This window comes from Microbulbifer regidiadema (SeqCode) (genome assembly GCF_052466995.1).
The window spans coordinates 760,557-780,580 of the sequence record NZ_CP174297.1; the positions used below are offsets into that span (position 1 = coordinate 760,557).

Annotated in this window: 19 protein-coding genes; 9 read left to right on the forward strand and 10 right to left on the reverse strand. The window is 49.8% G+C overall.

Annotation, left to right across the window (positions count from 1 at the left end):
* Positions 1 to 21: 21 nt before the first annotated feature.
* Both ACJJIK_RS03190 and ACJJIK_RS03195 read right to left on the reverse strand, forming a co-directional pair.
* Entirely contained in the window at positions 22 to 699 is a 678-nt protein-coding gene (locus tag ACJJIK_RS03190; RefSeq protein WP_444931205.1) for a ChrR family anti-sigma-E factor, read from the reverse strand.
* A gap of 7 nt (positions 700 to 706) precedes the next feature.
* Positions 707 to 1,282: a sigma-70 family RNA polymerase sigma factor gene (locus ACJJIK_RS03195; protein WP_444931204.1), complete on the reverse strand. Its 576-nt coding sequence runs from the start codon at positions 1,280 to 1,282 to the stop codon at positions 707 to 709.
* Positions 1,283 to 1,524: 242 nt separating this feature from the next.
* Between ACJJIK_RS03195 and ACJJIK_RS03200 the strand changes: the two genes are divergently transcribed.
* From ACJJIK_RS03200 to ACJJIK_RS03240, 9 genes are all read left to right on the forward strand, one after another.
* Positions 1,525 to 1,986, forward strand: a complete 462-nt coding sequence (locus ACJJIK_RS03200) for a nuclear transport factor 2 family protein (RefSeq protein WP_444944182.1) — start codon at positions 1,525 to 1,527, stop codon at positions 1,984 to 1,986.
* Positions 1,987 to 2,766, forward strand: coding sequence for an SDR family NAD(P)-dependent oxidoreductase (locus tag ACJJIK_RS03205; RefSeq protein WP_444944183.1), 780 nt, complete (start codon positions 1,987 to 1,989; stop codon positions 2,764 to 2,766).
* Positions 2,766 to 4,016, forward strand: a complete 1,251-nt coding sequence (locus ACJJIK_RS03210) for an NAD(P)/FAD-dependent oxidoreductase (RefSeq protein ID WP_444944184.1) — start codon at positions 2,766 to 2,768, stop codon at positions 4,014 to 4,016. Before ACJJIK_RS03205 ends, ACJJIK_RS03210 begins: the two co-directional genes overlap by 1 nt.
* A 9-nt stretch (positions 4,017 to 4,025) precedes the next feature.
* The gene (locus ACJJIK_RS03215; protein ID WP_444944185.1) at positions 4,026 to 4,808 is read left to right on the forward strand and encodes a DUF1365 domain-containing protein; all 783 of its coding nucleotides are present in this window, start codon (positions 4,026 to 4,028) and stop codon (positions 4,806 to 4,808) included.
* A 2-nt stretch (positions 4,809 to 4,810) separates the two neighbouring features.
* Entirely contained in the window at positions 4,811 to 6,079 is a 1,269-nt protein-coding gene (locus ACJJIK_RS03220) for a class I SAM-dependent methyltransferase (protein WP_444944186.1), read from the forward strand.
* Position 6,080: 1 nt separating this feature from the next.
* On the forward strand, positions 6,081 to 6,584 hold the full coding sequence (locus ACJJIK_RS03225; protein WP_444944187.1) for a DUF2878 domain-containing protein: 504 nt from the start codon (positions 6,081 to 6,083) through the stop codon (positions 6,582 to 6,584).
* A 463-nt stretch (positions 6,585 to 7,047) separates the two neighbouring features.
* The gene (locus ACJJIK_RS03230; protein WP_444944188.1) at positions 7,048 to 7,488 is read left to right on the forward strand and encodes a glycine zipper family protein; all 441 of its coding nucleotides are present in this window, start codon (positions 7,048 to 7,050) and stop codon (positions 7,486 to 7,488) included.
* A gap of 280 nt (positions 7,489 to 7,768) precedes the next feature.
* On the forward strand, positions 7,769 to 8,788 hold the full coding sequence (gene ahr / locus ACJJIK_RS03235; protein ID WP_444944189.1) for an NADPH-dependent aldehyde reductase Ahr: 1,020 nt from the start codon (positions 7,769 to 7,771) through the stop codon (positions 8,786 to 8,788).
* A 198-nt stretch (positions 8,789 to 8,986) separates the two neighbouring features.
* Positions 8,987 to 10,048, forward strand: a complete 1,062-nt coding sequence (locus ACJJIK_RS03240; RefSeq protein ID WP_444944190.1) for an FAD-dependent oxidoreductase — start codon at positions 8,987 to 8,989, stop codon at positions 10,046 to 10,048.
* A gap of 82 nt (positions 10,049 to 10,130) precedes the next feature.
* On the opposite strand, the gene ACJJIK_RS03245 is transcribed toward ACJJIK_RS03240, so the two are convergent.
* The 8 genes from ACJJIK_RS03245 to trhP form a co-directional block, all read right to left on the reverse strand.
* Positions 10,131 to 10,448, reverse strand: a complete 318-nt coding sequence (locus ACJJIK_RS03245) for a heavy metal-binding domain-containing protein (RefSeq protein WP_444944191.1) — start codon at positions 10,446 to 10,448, stop codon at positions 10,131 to 10,133.
* A 308-nt stretch (positions 10,449 to 10,756) separates the two neighbouring features.
* Positions 10,757 to 11,413: a hypothetical protein gene (locus ACJJIK_RS03250; protein ID WP_444944192.1), complete on the reverse strand. Its 657-nt coding sequence runs from the start codon at positions 11,411 to 11,413 to the stop codon at positions 10,757 to 10,759.
* A gap of 304 nt (positions 11,414 to 11,717) precedes the next feature.
* On the reverse strand, positions 11,718 to 12,200 hold the full coding sequence (locus tag ACJJIK_RS03255) for a hypothetical protein (RefSeq protein ID WP_444944193.1): 483 nt from the start codon (positions 12,198 to 12,200) through the stop codon (positions 11,718 to 11,720).
* Positions 12,201 to 12,384: 184 nt separating this feature from the next.
* Positions 12,385 to 13,293, reverse strand: a complete 909-nt coding sequence (locus ACJJIK_RS03260; RefSeq protein ID WP_444944194.1) for an alpha/beta fold hydrolase — start codon at positions 13,291 to 13,293, stop codon at positions 12,385 to 12,387.
* Between the two features lie 89 nt (positions 13,294 to 13,382).
* On the reverse strand, positions 13,383 to 15,818 hold the full coding sequence (locus tag ACJJIK_RS03265; RefSeq protein WP_444944195.1) for an ABC transporter permease: 2,436 nt from the start codon (positions 15,816 to 15,818) through the stop codon (positions 13,383 to 13,385).
* Positions 15,815 to 16,531, reverse strand: a complete 717-nt coding sequence (locus tag ACJJIK_RS03270) for an ABC transporter ATP-binding protein (protein WP_444944196.1) — start codon at positions 16,529 to 16,531, stop codon at positions 15,815 to 15,817. The genes ACJJIK_RS03265 and ACJJIK_RS03270 overlap by 4 nt, the downstream gene beginning before the upstream one ends.
* 29 nt (positions 16,532 to 16,560) lie before the next feature.
* Complete coding sequence (locus ACJJIK_RS03275) at positions 16,561 to 17,811, reverse strand: efflux RND transporter periplasmic adaptor subunit (protein ID WP_444944197.1); 1,251 nt, start codon at positions 17,809 to 17,811, stop codon at positions 16,561 to 16,563.
* A 481-nt stretch (positions 17,812 to 18,292) separates the two neighbouring features.
* A complete protein-coding gene (trhP, locus tag ACJJIK_RS03280; RefSeq protein ID WP_444944198.1) occupies positions 18,293 to 19,612 on the reverse strand; it encodes a prephenate-dependent tRNA uridine(34) hydroxylase TrhP in 1,320 nt (439 codons plus the stop codon).
* Between the last annotated feature and the right edge of the window lie 412 nt (positions 19,613 to 20,024).

The following is a 20,024-nucleotide window of genomic DNA, read 5'->3' on the forward strand; positions in this document are numbered from 1 at the left end:
CGCAATTCTCTCTAATCGGTGTCAGCCCGGTTGAAACGGGATAAGGCGGTTTAGCAGCCAGCCGCTGACACCGGTGATTGCCACCGGTGCCTGCACCGCTGAGAAGCACAGGCATTCCTGATCCTCGGTGACTGTCGGGCGGTGTACGTCGCCGGGCTCTCGCAGCAAAAAGTCACCGCGACGATAGATACCATCGTTATCGGAGAAGCTGCCCTGCAAAACCAGGGTGAGTTCATAGCCTCGGTGATCGTGCTCTGCGACTTTTCCTCCGCAACTGAGGCGGTGAAAGCTCACCTCATATTGGTCCTGCCCGGTTTTAAGCCGGCACACTTTTAGCGCCGGGGTGATGCTCTTCCACTTGATCGGGGGGTTCTTTTCTATCAGTTTATTTACGATCGGCGGTACATCGGTCAGCAGGGGGTCTGTGGCTCTGGAACTTTCAAGGATCACTTCTTGTATGGGAGCTATTGCCGCTGTCTGATTGATACGCCCGATCAGCTGGTGAAAAACTTCATCGTTTACCGCTTGTGGTGCACAGGATTCTAGAATGGAGCCGCCGAGGGTGTTTAGGGCGCGATATTGAACGCGGCACTCGGCGCACATTTGTATATGGGCAGAAACGATTAGGCTGGCGCCTTTGGGCAGGTTACCGGCGGTGTACTCAAGGAGTAAATGCTTATCCGGGTGATGGTGAATCATACGAAACCTACTTGGCCAACTTCGCTTGTAATTTCTTGAGCGCTAAGCGTACGCGAGATTTTACTGTGCCCAGTGGCAAATTCAGTTCCCTGGATATCTCGCTGTGGAACTTTCCTTCCATGTACGCCTTTTCCAGAACGTGGCTCTGTTCTGCCGGCAGGCTGTGCAGGCATTCCGCGACCTCCTTTTCGTTGCGTCTTCTCTGTAAAAATATCATGGGCTGGTGTTCGGGGGTTTCATCCCAAATATCCATGGCTTCAATGATATCTGTATTCTGCTGACGTCCATTGCGACGCAACATATCGATGCGAGTGTTGCGCATAATGGTGAATATCCAGGTACTGGCAGAGGCCTTGCTGGCGTCAAAACTGGGTGCTTTACGCCAGACCTTGAACAGGGTTTCCTGTACCAGTTCATCGGCGGTTTCAGCATTAATTGCCTGGGTGGAATGATTGTTGTGGAACCCCTTAATCAGCGGTGCAAAATGGCGAAAGAGTTGCTCGAAGGCTTGGCGATCGCGCTGTTTGCCGACTCGTGTCAGCAGGGCGGTCCAATCCTGGTCCTCTTGCTGTGGCAATTTCACCGGGCCTATTTCGCTATTGGGTTAGGGGCTATGGTAGCGATCTTTCTGTCGCTGTCGATACTCAATCAATCATGCTATCGCTATAAAGCCTGTTGCGGCACATCCTTGTACCGCACCCTGCAACAGGCTGTTGGGCTGAGACTTCCCAGTTGTCTGTTAATTACTTACGCAGGCCGGACATAACTGGATCTCTCTGGCCTACCTTTGGTGGGCGGTGATCCACTCAATGGGCGGTGGCGTATATGTCTGCAATATTAATAAAAAGGGACCCGGAGATGAGCGCGTTGATCGATGAGCTTAAGGAATATTATAAAGACTTCCTAATGCAGGAAACGGGCAGCCTTGGCGCACTTTACCGCGAAAATATTATTTTTTGTGACCCCCTGCATCGGATAGAGGGACTGCCGGCTTTAAAAAGCTACTTTGCCTCTATGAATAAGGGGCTCACCCAGTGTCGTTTTCAATTTGACGATCAATCGGTCATAGGCGAGGGCAGTGCCTGCTTATCGTGGATTATGCACTACCGACACCAGTCACTCAAAGGCGGGCGCTCTTTACAACTCCGTGGCTGTAGCCTGTTGCGCTATACCGATAAGATCCATTATCACGAGGACTTTTACGACATGGGTGCCATGGTTTACGAACAGGTGCCGCTACTGGGGTCCTGTATCGGGTTTATTAAATCGAGGATGGAGCGCAACTAAGTGACGCAGGGGATTCGCGACAAAACACTCTGGATTACTGGCGCCAGTTCAGGCATTGGGCGGGCACTGGTATTGCGCTTAGTACAGCAGAATAATTTTGTAATTGTCAGCGGTCGCAGACTGGATGCACTGGTAGAGTTACAAAAAATAGCTCCCCATCGCCTCAGAACCCTCAATTGTGACCTCAGTGATGATGCGGTAATGCCGGGGGTGGCCCGGCAATTAGCGAATTTCACCGATCACCTGGATATGGTCATCGCCTGTGCGGGTACTTGTGAGTATGACGATGAGCTTCAACTGGATGTGGCCATGTATCGGCGGGTTTTCGATGGCAACTTTTTTGCCTTGATCAACACCTTACATTGTGCGCTGCCGCTATTGGCTGAGAGTCGTTCACCCGTGTTTGCGGCTCTTGGCAGTCTCTCCGCTGTGGTACCTTTTCCCCGCGCTGAGGCCTATGGTAGTTCCAAAGCGGCGCTGGCTTATTTTTTGGAATCGGTGCGTGCAGATAGCAGCCTTACGCCACTGCGGGTTGTAAATATTCGCCCGGGATTTGTCGATACGCGCCTCACCCAGCGCAATGATTTTGCGATGCCTTTTTTGATGACCCCCGATCAGGCTGCCGAGTGTATTGAAAATGGACTCTGTGGATCAGGGCATACAATTGATTTTCCCAGGCGTCTCAGCTGGCCTCTGCGGTTTCTGGGGCTGTTTCGCTCTATCTGGTTCCGTTTCTGCGCCCCAAAAATGACAAGAGTCCGCTCGCTAAGGAAGGATTAATGCGAATCGCTATTGTGGGTAGCGGCATTGCCGGTCTTACCGCCGCTTATCTTTTAAACCGAAAATACGATATCACCCTGTTTGAAGCACAGGCACGCCTGGGAGGGCATACGGCTACCGTTGATATCGAAAATGACGGGCGTCGATTAGCCGTGGATACCGGCTTTATTGTTTACAATGACTGGACCTATCCAAATTTTATTCGTTTGCTCAAGGAGCTTGGTGTTCAGTCTCAGCCCACCGCCATGGGTTTTAGCGTGCGCTGTGATAGGGAGGGGTTTGAGTACGCGGGCAATAACCTCAACAGTTTATTTGCGCAGCGCGCCAATATTGTCAGTACGGGGCACTGGCGTATGCTGTGGGATATCGTGCGCTTTAACCGCAATGCTCTTCGCGACTGGCGGGAGGGGCGCTTGAGTGAGACATTGACTCTTGGTGAATATTTACCCGCAAACGGCTATTCGGCAGAATTTGCCGATCGCTATTTGGTGCCTATGGGGTCTGCCATCTGGTCTGCCAGCGTGGCGCAAATGCTGGACTTTTCCGTGAGTTTTTTTGTCCGCTTCTTTTTTAATCACGGTCTGCTCAATCTTGTGCGCCGTCCACAGTGGCGAGTGATTAAAGGGGGATCCTGTGAATATATTGCCCCTTTAACGCGATCTTTTACCGACAAAATACGCCTGTCCACTCCGATTGACGCGGTGCGGCGTTGCCGGATGGGAGTGATAGTTCGCACCGCAACCGGGGAGGATTTGACGTTTGATGCTATCGTATTTGCCTGCCACTCAGACCAGGCCCTCCAGTGTTTGATAGATCCGAGCGATAGAGAACGGCAGCTGTTGGAAGCCATCCCCTATGCGACCAATTCGGTTGTGCTGCATACCGATACCGCTTTGCTACCTCGCTACCGTCGCAGTTGGTCGAGTTGGAATTATCAATTGTGCGGTGGGCGGGATGCACTGCCGGTGTTGACCTACAACATGAATATACTACAGGGGCTGGATACCGAGAAAACCTACTGTGTCACTTTGAACGCCGAAGAGCGTATCGACCCCAAGTTGGTGCTCGGCCGCTTTGAATACGCCCACCCACAGTTCTCTGTGGCGGGGACCTGTGCGCAGCAGCAGTGGGAGCGTATTAATGGGGTTAACCGCACCTGGTTTTGTGGTGCCTATTGGGCCAATGGCTTTCATGAAGACGGTGTAACGAGCGCGCTGCGGGTGGCTCAGGGACTGGGGGTTGATTGGTAGGAAGGCGTCATGGAAAGTGCGATCTATACCGGTTGGTTGGAGCACCGGCGCTTTGCGCCCAGGCCGCATCAGTTTCGCTATCAGGTTTTTATGATGTATGTCGACCTGGCCGAGGTGGAAGCCATTTGTCAGCTCTCGCCGGCTTGGTCTTGCCGGCGATGGGCGCTCGCACGATTTTGCCGCAGTGATTTTTTTGGTGATCAATCGCTCAGCCTCGATAGGGCGGTTCGCCAGCGGGTGGAGGCGGTGGCGGGTGAGCGGCCTGCGGGACCTATTCGTTTGCTGGCCAATTGGCGCTACTTTGGCTATAGCATGAACCCCATCAGTATTTACTACTGTTTTGATACTGAAGGCCAGGATGTGGAGTGGTTATTGCTGGATGTGCACAACACCCCCTGGAAAGAACGCCACGGCTATGTTTTGGACTGTCGCAGTAATTCCAAACTGCAAAAAGCAACTTTTGTGAAGACACTTCACGTCTCGCCCTTTATGCCGATGGCCCAAGGGTACCGCTGGCGAGGGACAAAACCCGGGGAAAAACTGACCGCTTATCTGCAAAATTTTGACTCGAATATGGTCGATAGTGGTGACATTCGTCCAATATTCGACGCAACTCTGAGCTTGCGGCGCAGTGAAATCAGCGGCCGATCGCTCAATACTATATTGATTCAATATCCGGTGATGACCGTAAAAGTGATCACTGCCATTTATTGGCAGGCGCTGAAATTATGGCTCAAGGGTATCCCGGTATTTGCACACCCGCGCGACAACACTGAGGCAGGAGATAAATAACTATGAAAGGAGTTCAGGGCGCTGGACAGGCTTCGTCGTCAAAATTTGAGGGATCGGCGCACTCCTGGCTCGTTCGCCTGGCCCGCAAGCTGGTCTTGGCAAAGCTCAAAGGGATTGAACGTGGCCATCTCCTAATAGAGGAGGGCGAGCAGTTGTTTCGTTTTGGCCAGCCAGTGGCGGAAGCTGAGATTTCTGCGCATATTTGTGTACATGATCCGTCGAGTTATTTACAGGTGCTGGTAAACGGCACTATTGGCTCTGGAGAAGCCTTTATGCAGGGGGCCTGGACCTCCCCCAATACTGTAGATCTGATCCGCCTGATGGTGGATAACATGGCACTGGTTGAAGGAATCGATAGTCGTTGGAGCTATTTGCCCCGCCTGGGTTTGCGCTGGTTACACCAATTGCATGGGAACAGCCGCAAGGGCTCGCGCAGGAATATCGCTGCCCACTATGACCTGGGCAATGAATTTTTCCGGCTGTTTTTGGATAGGACCATGTTGTATTCCTCTGCGGTCTACCCCTCTGAAGATGCAACCTTGTTTGAAGCTTCAAATCATAAATTGGAGTTGATATGCCGCAAGCTTCAATTAAAGTCCTCAGACCACCTCCTTGAGATTGGCACCGGCTGGGGGGGGATGGCCATTTATGCGGCTAAATACTATGGCTGTAGGGTAACCACTACCACTATTTCCCGGAAGCAATACGACTACGCCCGGCAGTGGGTACAGCGTGAGGGTCTGGAGGAACGAATAACCCTACTATTACAGGATTACCGCGACCTGCAAGGCGAGTACGACAAAATTGTATCGATTGAGATGGTAGAGGCCGTGGGACACGAATTCCACAAGATCTTCTTTGCCGCTTGCAGTGGACTGCTCAAAGAGGATGGTCTGATGGTGATGCAGGCCATCACTATTCGCGATCAGCGCTACCACGAGTATCGCAAAGAGGTCGATTTTATTCAGCAATATATTTTTCCCGGCGGTTGCCTGCCATCTAACCAAGTGATTGCAGAGCATATCGCCGATTCAACAGATATGCAGATTGTGGGGCTGGAAGATATTACAGCTCATTACGCTCGAACCTTAAATGACTGGAGAAGCAAATTTCTTGCGCAAATTATCAAGGTGCGGGAGTTGGGGTTCGATGAGTGTTTTATTCGAATGTGGGAGTTTTATTTGTGCTATTGCGAGGGGGGATTTTTACAGCGAGTGATCGGTAGCGCCCAATTTGTATTCGCCAAACCACGGTATCTCGGCAGATTTTGATATGTGGCGCCTTGTGGCTAACGCCTTACTTTTCGATATTGCCTGGCCAATATGTGTTATCGTGGCCAAGGTATGGCTGGTTGTCCCCTTTACCCTATTGAACTTATTTATACATTTACGCTATATCGCCAATTTGCCCAGAGAGCCTATTTGGTTAGCTGGGGTTTTTGTCTTTGGTGTATCTATAGATTCTGTATTGTTTAATTTGGGGGTGATGGAAAATAAGAGTGGCTCCCTGTGGCCTCCATTTTGGTTGATCTGTCTCTGGTTAAATTTCGCGATGACTCTACGCTACAGCTTGGTCTTGTTGCAAAAACAACTGTGGTTGGCGGCAATCCTGGGAGGGTTTTTCGGGCCATTTAGCTACTTTACTGGGACGTTTCTCAATGGCAGCGTGGAGTTACACAAACCCCTGTGGCAGTCTCTCGGAGTGCTGAGCGTAATTTGGGCTTGCATCCTGCCATTATTTGCCTATTTGGCCAGGAGGGTTTGCGCAAAGAGGTGAACGATACTTGAATCTATGGCGATATCGTCTATTGCCAATATTACCTTTAGTAGGAGGTTGCAAAGTAGCTGCTTTCGACTACAACCAGAAATTGGCTTGATTGCAGAGAGGCTCCTTTGAGCGGAGTAGCAATATCCTCATTAATTGTGCCTTACTTGAGATCACCCAAACCAAGCGCAAAGCGAAAGTGTGCGGACTCGTTACCCGCACTGTTGTGGATGTGGCTGAGCCACTTATTCGCTAAAGAGTTAAACCTCACTTAGCGAATAGAAAGCCGATGGTTAAAAATTTTTAAAAGCATAGAGAACCTCTTTGATCCCAGCGTACATTCACAGCCCTTGTCCCGACTACAGGTGTTTCACTAGCCGCTACAACCCTATTAATTCCTGCCTGGAAAGTCATGTTTTTTAGACGCCGAACTGGCGCAAAAGACCACTAGCAGCTAAACCTAAAGAAGAAAAACATGACAAGCTTACCAGCTTGTGGTGAAAGTGATATGGGGTGTCTGATGAAAACGGTTATTTTTGCAACTGCTGGAATGGTAGTGGTGTTGCTCTCTGGCTGCGCTGCTCAGCCAGAGCAGGTCCCCGGTGCCGGTGGAATTGTTATCGACACCTGGGGTGTGAATATGAATCAGTATCAAGTTGATCTTGCGGAATGCAAGGGCATTGCTTATTCCACTTATAGTGATCAAGGGCGGCGAGGTGCGGCCGGTGCCGCAGGCGGAGCTGTGATTGGCGGCGCACTGGGAGCGATCGTTGGTGATAGTAGCCGAGCCGCATTAGCAGGCGCTGGTGCCGGTGCTCTGGTCGGAGGTCTATCGGGTGGGAGTAGCGCAAGTGCAGAGGCGACCTACATTATCAAAAACTGCCTGAGTGGTCGCGGATATCGAGTGTTAAATTGACCTTCTTTAAAAAACTGTGGTCCAACTTTCCATTAGTCCATTGCTATTTGACAACCTCACAGGACTTGGTATTGGCCGGGGATATCCCCCGGCTTTTTTTTATATTTGAATTTCAATAGTGATATTTTTCTATATTAGTGGTGAACCCATTAAATTGTTGTGCTAGGTAGTAGGGTTTTTGAGCAGTTGACAACCAAAATTATATGGATGCGATTAACTCCTAGCTAAATGGCGTCTAAACTTTTCAAGCCAGCTTTAATTTTCTTTTTGGGAGCATGCCATGTCCATTGTTTCAACTATCAATGCCTATGCTGTATTAGAGGCTGGTGGTCCTTTTAAGAGCTATCAACTGGAGTTGGGCGAGCTCGGTGCTACTGAGGTTGAGCTGGAAATCATGTACTGTGGTATTTGCCACAGTGACTTGAGCATGATCGAAAATGAATGGGGTAATGGGCAATACCCAATGATTGCCGGTCACGAAATTATCGGCCGAATCACTGCGGTGGGGGAACAGGTCACTCACCTTAAAAAAGAAACGGTTGTCGGGTTGGGGTGGAACTCCGGTTACTGTAAGACTTGCCATACTTGCCGGACCGGCGACTTCAACCTTTGTAAAGAGGCAAAGTTTACCATACTGACTAATGGTGGTTTTGCCGATAAAGTTAGAGCGGATGTAAGTAGCTTGGTGGTTATCCCCGATGGCGTAGACCCGGTATCAGCGGGCCCCCTCTTATGTGCCGGTATTACCGTATTCAATCCACTAGTTCAATTTGATGTAAAACCCACTGACAAAGTGGCGGTGATCGGCATCGGTGGGCTGGGTCATCTGGCATTGAAGTTTTTCAATGCTTGGGGATGTGAAGTTACCGCATTTACCTCCAGTGAAGAAAAGCGCAAAGAGGCCTTATCCCTGGGGGCCCACAAGACACTCAACTCCCGCGATCCGCTTGATATCGAAGCGGCTACAACGAATTTTGATTTTATTTTATCCACGGTAAATGCCAACCTTGATTGGGATTTATATATTCAGACCCTAAAGCCCAGGGGGCGCCTTCACTTTGTTGGAACTGTACCCAATCCGATACAATTTACTCTTTTTCCTTTGATTTTTTTCCAGCGTTCAATCTCAGCATCACCTGCCGGTAGTCCAGGTACTATGGAGACAATGTTAGAGTTTGTCGCACACCACCAGATTCGTCCCGAAGTTGAGATTTTCCCCATGAGCCAGATTGAGGCGGCATTTGAGCACTTGAGGTCCGGTAAGGCTAGGTATCGGATTATTTTGTCGCGGGAGGGGTAGGATTGTAGTGGTTAACTCTTTTAGGCCACCTAATTTTGAGTGATATCAGGAAGCGACTGTAGAAGCATAAAGGGCTCTCCTACACCCTTGAATGAGGTTTTGCTGTCTACGCCTCTATCAATTGTTTTGACTGATTGGTCACCCTGAGACTTCCACTTGTACTATTGTAAAGGCAAGGGCAGTTAGGCGGGGTGGCTTGTGAAGGTGCTGATTGTTGGGGCTGGGCCTACGGGCCTTACGGCAGCGGTTGAGCTAGCTCGACGAGGCCTATTGCCCAGAATTGTGGATCGCCGGGATCGGGCTTCTACCCTGAGCCGGGCCGTGGGGGTTACTTCCCGTAGCCTTGAGCTGCTTTCACACTCTGGTGTTTCGGAAAAGCTAATCGCCGAGGGTATTGCTGTGGAGGGGGCGTGTATTTACCTAAACACGCATTTGGCGCTCGAATTCCCCCTGCACTCTGATCGGAGCTACTTTCCCACTGTTCTTGGCTTACCCCAGGATAGAACTGAGGCACTTATGGCTGAGGTGCTGTTTGGGATGGGGGGCGAAGTTGAGTATCAAAAAGAGCTTAAATCCCTCACAGAGGATGAGAGTGGGGTAGTGGCTCAGTTTGATGATGGAGAGGAGAACCGTTTCGATCTTATTATTGGTGCCGATGGTATTCGCAGTACTGTTCGTGAGGCGGCAGGCATTAATTATCCTGGATTTGATTTAGACGAAGTCTGGTCTATAGCGGATGTAGATACTGGGGATTGGCCCCCTAAAAGAAAATTCACGCTGGTCAAAATGGATTCTGGAGTGATTGCTGTTGCGGTGCCCTTGGGTGAGGGACGCCACCGCCTGGTGGCCAGCTGTGATAATGCCATTAGTGCATTTCCTATGGCGCTGGATATTAAGAGAGTACGCCGGAAGGGAACCTTTAAGATTTCGGTGCGCCAGGCGGAGACTTACTCGAAGGGCAGGGTATATCTAGCTGGAGATGCGGCCCATTGCCACTCGCCGGTTGGCGGGCGCGGTATGAACCTGGGAATTGCCGATGCCGCTGAGCTGGCACAGCGAATTGTAGAGGGGCGACTCCCTGGATATTCTGAATTGCGCTATCGAGAAGATAAAAAGGTTATTGAGGTAACTGAGAGTGGCCGAAAAATAATCACAGGGCAATCCCTTAAGGCGAGGTTTGAATTCAGGGCGCTGATAGCTGCCGCCAACTCAATTCCGGCGGTACGGAGAAAGTTGGGGCAGTTTGCGGTGGAGCTTTAGAAGTCGTAAAGTCGATGGTAATTGCTAGATTCAATAAGGCCAATAGAGTCGAGCCAGCTAAAGGGGGGGGGGAATTTAAAGCTTACTTTTTTAACTTTACAGCGGTACCAAAAACCAGTATTTCAGAAGATCCTTCCATAATTGCACTGGTGGTAAAGCGAATGCCCACCACAGCGTCTGCTCCTTTTTGCTGAGCGCTCTCCCCCAGCCGTTGAAAGGCTTTATTTCTTGCTTCGGTCAGAATTTCTGTGTAGCCACGGATCTCTCCACCGACAATACTTTTGATTCCTGCCATTACATCACGGCCGATATGCTTGGACTGCACTATATTTCCAGTAACAATATCCAATACTTCTGATATTTCTCCGCCAGGTACAGTTTCCGTGGTTGAATAGATCATATGGCTTCCTTGAGTGTCATTTTTTATAATATTCTACATGTTATTGAGCTGTTGTCTCTAGGAGCCTAAGTAATCTTCTCTGTTTTTGGAGGCGCATTGTTAACCATCCCTCTAGTGGTTTTATATGGAGGGTTACTGATTGGTTTTAAAGGGACTGCGGATCAGGATGACGATATATTGCTATTATACGCCCAGCCCATCTTGGGGCGGGGCGTAATGGTCAAGATAATTGTATGGTAGGCAGCTGCTTAGAGTTTGGTGGCTACTCTGTGAATCATACAATTTATCGTTAAACGACCTCCACTGTTTTATTCATTGGAAAGAAGCTTCCAGTTTGCCGCTTGAAGATGCACACCTAGTGTATCTCGGTCATAGGCTACAGATAGGTGATCTGGTCCTACCGGGAAGACGGAGATATCTCCGGCTCCAGTATTTTGGTCTAGATTTCTCACCATCGTCGTATTAATTTCCGGATTGTTATAGCGATTTGGATCTCTAGGCATTTTTTCTGCGGCATAGCGTGAAGTACCCAATACCATGCCATAAACCTGCCTTGTGTAGATCTGGTGAGAAATAGAACCCTGTGCAGAGGCTTCAAAATCAAAAAGTTTAGTACTTTGTGGTTTTGTGCTTACATCTTTTGCCCAGCCCACATTTGAAAGCAGGGTGCCGTAATAGTTGATGGGTTCCTCCACTGCGATTTTTACTCTGGGTATTTCCATCACATATTTTGCCACAGACGCGGCACCGCCCTGTACGGGGTCCTCAGTGCTGTCATGCCTTTCAGGAAGGATGATAATAATTCCACCGCTGCTGTTGTGGTAGAAAACCTGAGCATCGGGTAATTTGGCATCATCAGACACCTGGCTTAATGCATCGTTATTAACTGCCGTCCGATAAGTTTTGAATGCAGTTAAAACGGCCTGTATCTTATCTGAGTCTGTGAGATCGCTTACCTTATTCATAATGTACACCTGTACTATTAAGGGGGAAAGGGCAGCATAGCTTGTAAATTTGCCTGTTTAATCGTCAATCATTTCATGGTGAAGATATATTGCGCGTCTATTTTTTATGGGGCCGCTGTAGAGGTGTGAGGGTAATTAAGAGGGGGGAAGGGCTAATAAATATGAAATATTTCCTCGTTGTTTGGGTTGAGATTTTGGCGGGCTTTAAATAAGAAGGGGCTGAGTGTCGGTAGGCGGAGCCCCTGTTATTTGATCTATGCTGAATATGTAATCTTTATATCTAATAATAGTCTTTAGGCGGCTCTTAATTCTTACCTTCCGGGGCTTTGTTGAGAGATTTCTCCATGGCTTTCGATTCTGCCAGTGTGCGAACTGACCAGTCTATTCGCTGTTGATCAGAAACTATATCGGGGTCAACCTTATACAGATTCCAGTTTCCCGATTTGTCTTTAACAAACTGAGTGCCGTACCACTGTGGCTGATCGAGGTTCATCATTAGTCGATCCCAGCTGGCGGCTTTAAGCCAGTTAGCTTCACTTTTATCTTTGGCGAGGATTGCTGCAATAGTGGCAAGAGCATGAGCGAGCCTTATATCTTCAGAGTTGTTGCCATGCTGGAAGATAAGTGCTGAATGATAGTAATCCTTTGCAGACCTAATTCGGCCGTTCGCTAGCATTTTTAAGGCCTCTTCGCGTCGATCCTTGTCTTGCTGATCAAGAGAGCTCCAGTCGATTTCACTATGGGGTATATTGCGCGCGCTTTGGTCTTGGCTGAACAGCTCTGCCAATTGGCGGTTTTCCTGTGAATCTATATTGCTGTGGGATTGGCGAGCCCTGATTGTATCAGTGGCGAGAGACTGGTGAGCGGAAAAGCTAAGAAGAAAAACTAGATGTGTAATCGGGATATATTTCATGTTCAGTTCGGGATGCTGTCCTTGATAGGTTTGTTAGTTGCCTTGAGTGATATAATCGCTATAGCGAAATGGAAGCAAGAGGGAGGGGATTATTCTGTTGTACCTTACTGAATTTCAGGTATGCACTCACCACACAGCCCGGCGCCTCCCATTGCGGATAGTGCCCAATTTTTTCCAATTCAACAATATTTGCCGGCCTGTCTACCAGCTGGCGAAATCGATCTACCATATGCTTTCCTGAAACTGGGTCTAATGAACCATTGATTAGCTGTAAGGGACCGGGATATTGCTTTAGGGCTTCTATCCAGCGCCGACGGTGCTGGCGCCTATCTCGCATATAGGTAATCAGCTTGTAAAGCAGTTGGTTGCCATCTTTGTACTGGAGTACCTGCCATAGGTCTCGCAGATCTCTCTTGGAGGGCTGTGTCTCTGGCCCGAAAATGGCAATAAAGTTGCGGCAGAATTGTCGATAGCTTATGAATTTATTGATCAAAAAACCAATGGGAGAGAGCAGGAGCTTTTGTATGAGGCGTGCTTGGTGAGTTTCTGGAAATAAGCCACCATTTAGTAGGCATACGGAGAGATACCCTGTCGCGCTACTGGTATTACCTCTGGCGATTAATTCTTGAGCAACGGTATCGCCATAGTCGTGGGCTAAAAGGTGTACTCTGTTGATATTGAGATGTCGCAGGAGAGCTTCGTGTAAATCAGCTTGCCCATGGATACTGTAGCTGTGATGTTTAGGCTTGTCGGAATAGCCAAAGCCCAGCATGTCCATGGCGATACAGCGAAAGTGTTCTGTTAGCAGGGGCCATATCTTTTGCCAGTCATAACTACTTGTTGGAAAACCGTGAATCAAAAATAAAGTCGGTTTTTGTCGACAGTTTGGGTCGCTGTCGACATAAAAAAGTTGGTGGCCTTGATATTCAAAAATATCTCCCTTTGTTAACCACTGCTCAGGCCGCATTGGCTCTTCCATTTCTTCTTGTTGTATTTACAGTAAAGATCGCACGATGTGTGTTGAACCTCAAGTAGTGGTTGTCAGGTGGAGTGTGCCTACCCTGTGCCGCGCAGGGCGTAAATTGCAGGCTTGTTAATAATTTTCCATACAGACAGCAGGGTGACCGAAGCGGTTAGGCCAATAATAAGCAGCGGTGGCAGTAGCCAGCCCAAGAGACTGGTTTCAATACTGAATGCGCTTTGCTCTAGCCATAATGTAAGGGGAACTACTATCAAAGTAGCTATGGCGATACCGATAACAACGGGTGCCAGACTATCGATTAAAGTGTGATAGAAAATCGTCACCGGGCGGGCACCGATTGCCATGCGCACGCCAAGCTCAGTGCGTCGCAGTTGCACGCTGTAACTGAGTACCCCAAAGATGCCGATGGCAGCAAGACTGAGTGCGAGTAGCGTGAGGGCGCTGGTTACCCAAACTGAAACCCGGTCGTTACTGAGAAGTAAGTCCCGCGCCTGCTCCAGGGTGAATAGCTCGGATACTTTGTACTGCCTGTTTACCTGGGCGAACTCCCGGTTCAATTCTATAGTGCTGAGTGGCTGATAAGGTTTGTGCCTGAGCAGTAATAGGGGATAGCTCACATTAATGCCGCGTACAAATAGGCGGGCGGGCTCCTGCTTGCCGGGCAGGCTTGCGTTGCGCACTACGCCGACCACTTGGTAGGGCATATTACCGCGCCAGTAGTAGCGTTTGTCTAATACTTCGCCATTGGGCTCTAGCTGCTGGGCCAGGGTTTCGTTGACGAGCATCATGCGATTATTATCGGAAAATTCAGCCGCACTGATATGGCGGCCGGCCACCAGTGGCATACGCAGAATGGCAAGATAGTTTTCATCGACCACAGTGGTCTTGGCCATCACCGGGTTTTGTCGGCTGGCGTCGTGGCTGAGGGACGTGGTCCAGAGAGGTCGACTGATAGAGATAGGGGTGTTTAAGCTTAAACTGGCATTTTGTACCTTGGGGTGCTCCAGCAATCTCTGCCTGATGGCCTTCAGATAACTCTCCTGCTCGGCAGTAGGGGCGCTCCTCAGATTGCCAATATTCAGAGTCATCACCTGAACATTGTCCAGAGGAAAACCAAACGGTTGGTTAATCAGACGGTTGGCTTGCAGAAATATTTGTAAGCTGGCGACGATAAGCAGGCTGGTCATCGTTACTTGGCTGCTGATAAGGGCTTTGCGGATCAGTGGTGAAATTTGTACACCAGCGCCCTTGCCGCTACTCTGCAACATTTGGTTCAGTGCACGGTAATTAATCTGGTGGCTGACGATGGTTGATAGGAATACGGCGAGTAGTAAGGCACACAGCAGTGCAAAAATCAGCGTCTGCCAGTTCAAGGTGAGCTCTTGAATTCGGGGAATTTGTTCCGTCGCTATCACTTTTAATACTTCTGTCGATATCAGAGCCAACAGTATGGAAACTAATGCAGCCCCCAGCATTAGTAGGCCGATCTCACACAGCAGCGCTAAAAAGATATGTTTCTTGTGTGCGCCCAGTGCGACCTGTATCGCCATATTGCGCTGTTGTTTGGCTGCGCGAGATAGGATCAGGTTGGTGACATTTACGCAGGCGATCAGCAGGAGCACTAGTGTGCCGCCCATTACCATTAGGGTTCGCGTAGTACTGTCGCCAAGAATTTTGCTGGCGAAAGGGGTGAGCCGGTATTCAACGGATCTTTCGACCGAAGAGGATCTGCCCGCTAGGGCAGCTTGATACTGGCTATCCATTAAGCTACTCAACTCGCGCCCGGCACTGGCGGGGTCAATGCCGGGCTTCAGCTTGCCTATAAGCATGCGGAAAGGCAGGAAGCCTCTCCAATTATTTCTACGCTCGGCCTGAGTATCGTTAAAATCCCAGGGAAGCCAGACAGCGGTGTGTCGGCCCTGTTTATAGATTTGGGGTTCGATAAAGTTCTTGGCGGTGACGCCGACAATGCGAAACTCCACTTCGCCAAATTGTAGGCTTTGCTCTAAGACATTGGGGTTGCGCTGGAATATCTGTTCCCAGGTTTGATAGCTGATCAGTGCCACGGGAACCCGGCTGTCGAGCCCTTCATCGGTATTGAATTGTCTGCCCAAGGCCAGGGGTGCTCCAGCCAGCTGGAGATATTCTGGAGAGACATAGGAAACATTAACCCGTGGTGATCCCGCCAGGTTGCGGATCACATCTTCCCAGAAGTAAACCAGAGCGCTGGACTCGAAGAAACTGTCGTTTTTATAAGTTTCTACCAGAGCCGGGTATTGGCTGTTATTTTCCAGTCGCAGCTGCTTGTTCTGGTAGAGGTTACCATTCACAACATATAGCCGGTCTTCATCCGGGTAGGGTAGGGGCGCAGCCAGCAGCTGGTAGTTGAGGTTAAATAGAGTAACCAGGGCGCCGAGGGTAATACCCAGGGTCAGAATAGTTGTGGTGGCGTAGCTCCGTGCCCGGTTGAGGGACTGAAGGGCAATGGATAGGTCCTTTGCGGTGATCATGGGGCCATCTCATATGGCGCTTTTAGCGGCTGCGATGTTGAGATTTTGCCATCCAGTAGGTGCAATTGGCGGCTGGCCATATCTGCATAGCGGGGGTCATGGGTCACCATGCACAGGGTGGTCCCTTCACCGTTGAGCTGTTGCAACATATCCATTACTGCATCGCCATTGTGAGAATCCAGGTTGCCGGTGGGCTCGTCCACCAGCAGTAGGGATGGATTGCCAACTAGCGCCCGAGCTATGGCAATTCGCTGCTGTTGGCCACCGGATAACTGGTTAGGTTTGTGAGAGGCCCTGTGACTCATTCCTACCTTTTCCAGGCAGTGTTTTACTTTTTTGTCGGCTTCAGGACTGGGAATTGGATTGCGGCGGTATCGCAGGGGCAGGGCGATATTGTCGTAGACAGAGAGCTCATCAATCAGATTAAAGGACTGGAAGATAAAGCCTACTTTTTCGTTGCGAATAGTCGCTGCCTCACTCAGCGACAATTGAGCGACTTCAATGCCCTCAATCTGATAGCTGCCGCTGGTGGGGAGGTCTAGCAGGCCGAGAATGGAGAGAAGTGTGGATTTACCGCAACCCGAGGGGCCGCAAATAGAAACGAATTCGCCCTGGTAAATACTCAGGTCAACGCCCCGCAGAGCGTAAGTTTCCATTTCTGCGGTGCTGAACACCTTAGTGATCCCGGCCATATGAAGAATTGGCTTGGACATAGCGAACTCCCTGTTCTCGCTTTCAGGCTTTAGTCGATAATCTGGATATGCTCGGCTTCATTAAATGTGGCCATATCGGAGAGGACAATGCGGTCCGCTTCACTGACGCCCTGGGTAATTTGAATATATCGGCCGGATTCCTCGCCGAAGCTGATCGGTTGGAGTGCCGCTTCCTCCCCATTTTCATTGATCAGGAAGAGGGTGGTCTCGCTGTGTCTTTGCACGTTGATGGGCCGTTCTACGAACAGTGTGTCCTTCATGGTGGCGGTGAAGATGCGGGCATCGATATTGAGCTGTGGCCTTGCAGACTCCGGGGCGCCAGTGCTGAAAGCAATTTCCACTTCGATATTGCCATCTCGCACTTCGGGGGTAATACGGGTGACCACGCCTGCGACTTGCTCCCGGCGGGTGTCAATTTCAGCGGGTTGGCCGACTTCCAGTTGCTCGGCTTTGGATTGTGGCACTTGAACTAGGGCGAGTAGATCTGTCTCGCTGCCGATCAGCGCCAGCTCCTGTCCGGGATCGACACCTTGCCCCAGCTCTACCGGTAGCCGCTGTAGTATGCCGTCCAGGCCGGCGCGTACAGTCAGGCGATCGGCCCGCTGTCGGATGCTTTGCAGCTGGGTTTGAGCTTGATTGATTTGCTCGCGCTGGATTAACTCTGATTCTACCGCGACCTTGTGCAGGTGGTTGATGCGCTGTTTTTGCAGATCCACGCGCTTTTTCATCTGCTCTTGGCGTAGAACGGTGGTCTGGTAAGTGAGCTGGGAAACCACGCCACTTTTTACCAGTTCGTCTTCGGCTTCGCGACGCAGTTTGATAACTTGGTAGTTGGAGTTCAGTTCGGCGAGTATGGCCTCCTCAGCGAGAACATCCCGCTGGTTGTTGAGAATAAGCCGGCGCAGATTGGCCTCCTCTTGCTCCAGGGACGTCTCAGCTGCATCCAGTTCTCGCATTAACTCTGGATTACTCAGCTGCATAATGACGCTGTCACTTCGCACTTCCGCCCCGGGACGCAAGAGGATTTTTTCAACATTTGCAGCGGTTAGGGCGGTAATCAGAGTCTGCTTGTCTGAGCGCAGCATACCGTAGCCATCCACTACCACCTGTAGATCTCCCCGTTGGACGGTGCCCAGCAGCAGCTGTTCCCGCTCAACTTTATAGGCGCTGCTAGGGGGCAGGAGGAGGGCGCTGGTGAATGCCACAATAGCAAGAGCAGCACCGCCTAGTATTAAGGGATGCTTAATCAGGGGGCGTTTCCTGGTTTTAATAATATCCATATTGAGGCATTTCCTTGATGAGACAAAAGCTACACGATTTTCTTATGGTGAAACTTTGGTATAGGTGTTTGTTAGTGGGGGGAAATTAAAAATATCAAAATGAGGTGTATCCCGATTGGCATTTTTAGGGCAGTGGGTTTTGATTTTGTAACTAGTACCGTCGAACATATTTTTATTTTTGTGATCAAATACCAAAGGTTGTATATGCTGTTTAGGAGAGGCTGAAAATGCAGCAAAATAGGCGCAAGAGCCAGTTGCTTGCGATGAATGGTGGGGGAATACAGGACGGTTTGAAGTTTGTAAGAAAGCTAGTTAGCGGTGGAACCAAGCGATTGGTCGATAATTTTAGGGTAGCGCCTCACCGGTTAAATTGTATAGATAAGGGGGTATTGGTTAAGCCGGCAGGCTTCTAAACCAATACCCCTGTTGCCGATTGCATTTGCAAAAAAAAGGGCTTGATAGGCTCAATGCAGGCCGCTGATTACCCCAGGGCTTTGACTAATAGCGCCTGTTGCAGTTGATCGTCATCAACGCCCTCTGGTCGGGGTATCTGCACAATGTGCCCAGAGCCCGGTGCTACGTCGACAGCTTTGCCTTCTGTGTTTTGCATCTGTTCCAGGGGGAAAAACAAGCTGCCGCTTGGAGTCATCAACTCCAATTGATCACCGCGTTCAAAGCGATTTTTAACATCAATGGTCAAATACTGAGGATTGCCGTCGATAAGCTCACCCACAAATTGCTGGCCCGGTGTTGAAACCAATCCCTTTTCGTATTGCTGGTATTCTGCCGGTGGATGACGACGGTAAAAACCTTCTGTGTAGCCCCTGTTTGAGAGGGTTTCCAGTTCATCCATCATCTTCATATCAAAATCTCTGCCTGCTGCGGCATCGTCTATGGCGCGACGATAGATCTGGGCTGTGCGAGCTACATAGTAGTGAGACTTGGTGCGGCCCTCGATTTTTAAGGAGTGAACGCCCATCTCAGTCAGGCGTTTGACATGTTGTACGGCCCGCAAATCTTTGGAGTTCATGATATAGGTGCCGTGCTCATCTTCGTAGGCCGGCATGTACTCACCCGGGCGACCCTCCTCCTGTAGCAAAAAGGCCTGGGATGTATTATCGCTGGCAACGGTGGGCTCCTGAGTTTGCACATGGATCAATTCACCCACTTCATTCTCTTTGGCTTCGTGGGCTTGGTACTGCCAGCGGCAGGAGTTAGTGCAGGCTCCCTGATTGGCATCTCTATGGGTCATATAACCAGATAGTAAGCAGCGTCCAGAGTAGGCGATACAGAGTGCTCCGTGGACAAAGACCTCCAGTTCCATCTCGGGGACTTTCTGGCGAATTTCTTCAATTTCATCCAGGGACAGCTCCCGCGACAGTATCACCCGAGATAATCCCTGGCGGTGCCAGAACTTGACGGTTGCGTAGTTGACGGCATTAGCTTGCACGGACAGGTGAACAGGCAGTTCCGGCCAGCGTTCCCTGACCATCATAATCAGGCCCGGGTCGGACATAATCAGGGCGTCAGGGCCCATTTCAACAATTTCTTCCAGATCCCGCAGGTAGCTGCGCACTTTATCGTTGTGGGCGGCGATATTGGAGGCGATGTAAAACTGCTTTCCCTGCCGGTGCGCCTCTTCTATACCTTGGCGCAGGGTTTCAATATTTTTGAATTCATTATTGCGCACGCGCAGACTGTAACGGGGCTGACCGGCATAAACGGCATCGGCACCATAGGCAAAAGCGTAGCGCATATTTTTTAGGGTCCCTGCGGGGGACAGTAACTCAGGTTTAAACACGGAAAAACTCATAGTGGTGTGGACTGTCGCGGCCGCATATTACCGGCATAGAAAACACCTGCCAATGGTGTAGAGAGGCAGTTTAAAAGGGTATTTATTTTTTCTGTTTTTTTAATGATTTCAGGGTGTTTAGTTGGGTAACTATTGATGTATATCAATTGGTGCTGGTGGGGTGCTGGTAATCTATCGAGGGCGAGGATCTTTGCATTTCCGGTGGCTGGCTTACTTTAATTTTCTATAATCGTTGCCTGTGAATTTTAGGCGCTCTCAGTGATAGATTGAATCGATAGTTGCGCATTGGGCGGCAGATATACGGTTTCAGTATGCCCCGCTTTATTATTCTGTGAATTATTGCTCTTGTTTGGTCGCAATACCTATTTATCCGCCTTTTTCAGATGATTTAGGGAGAGAG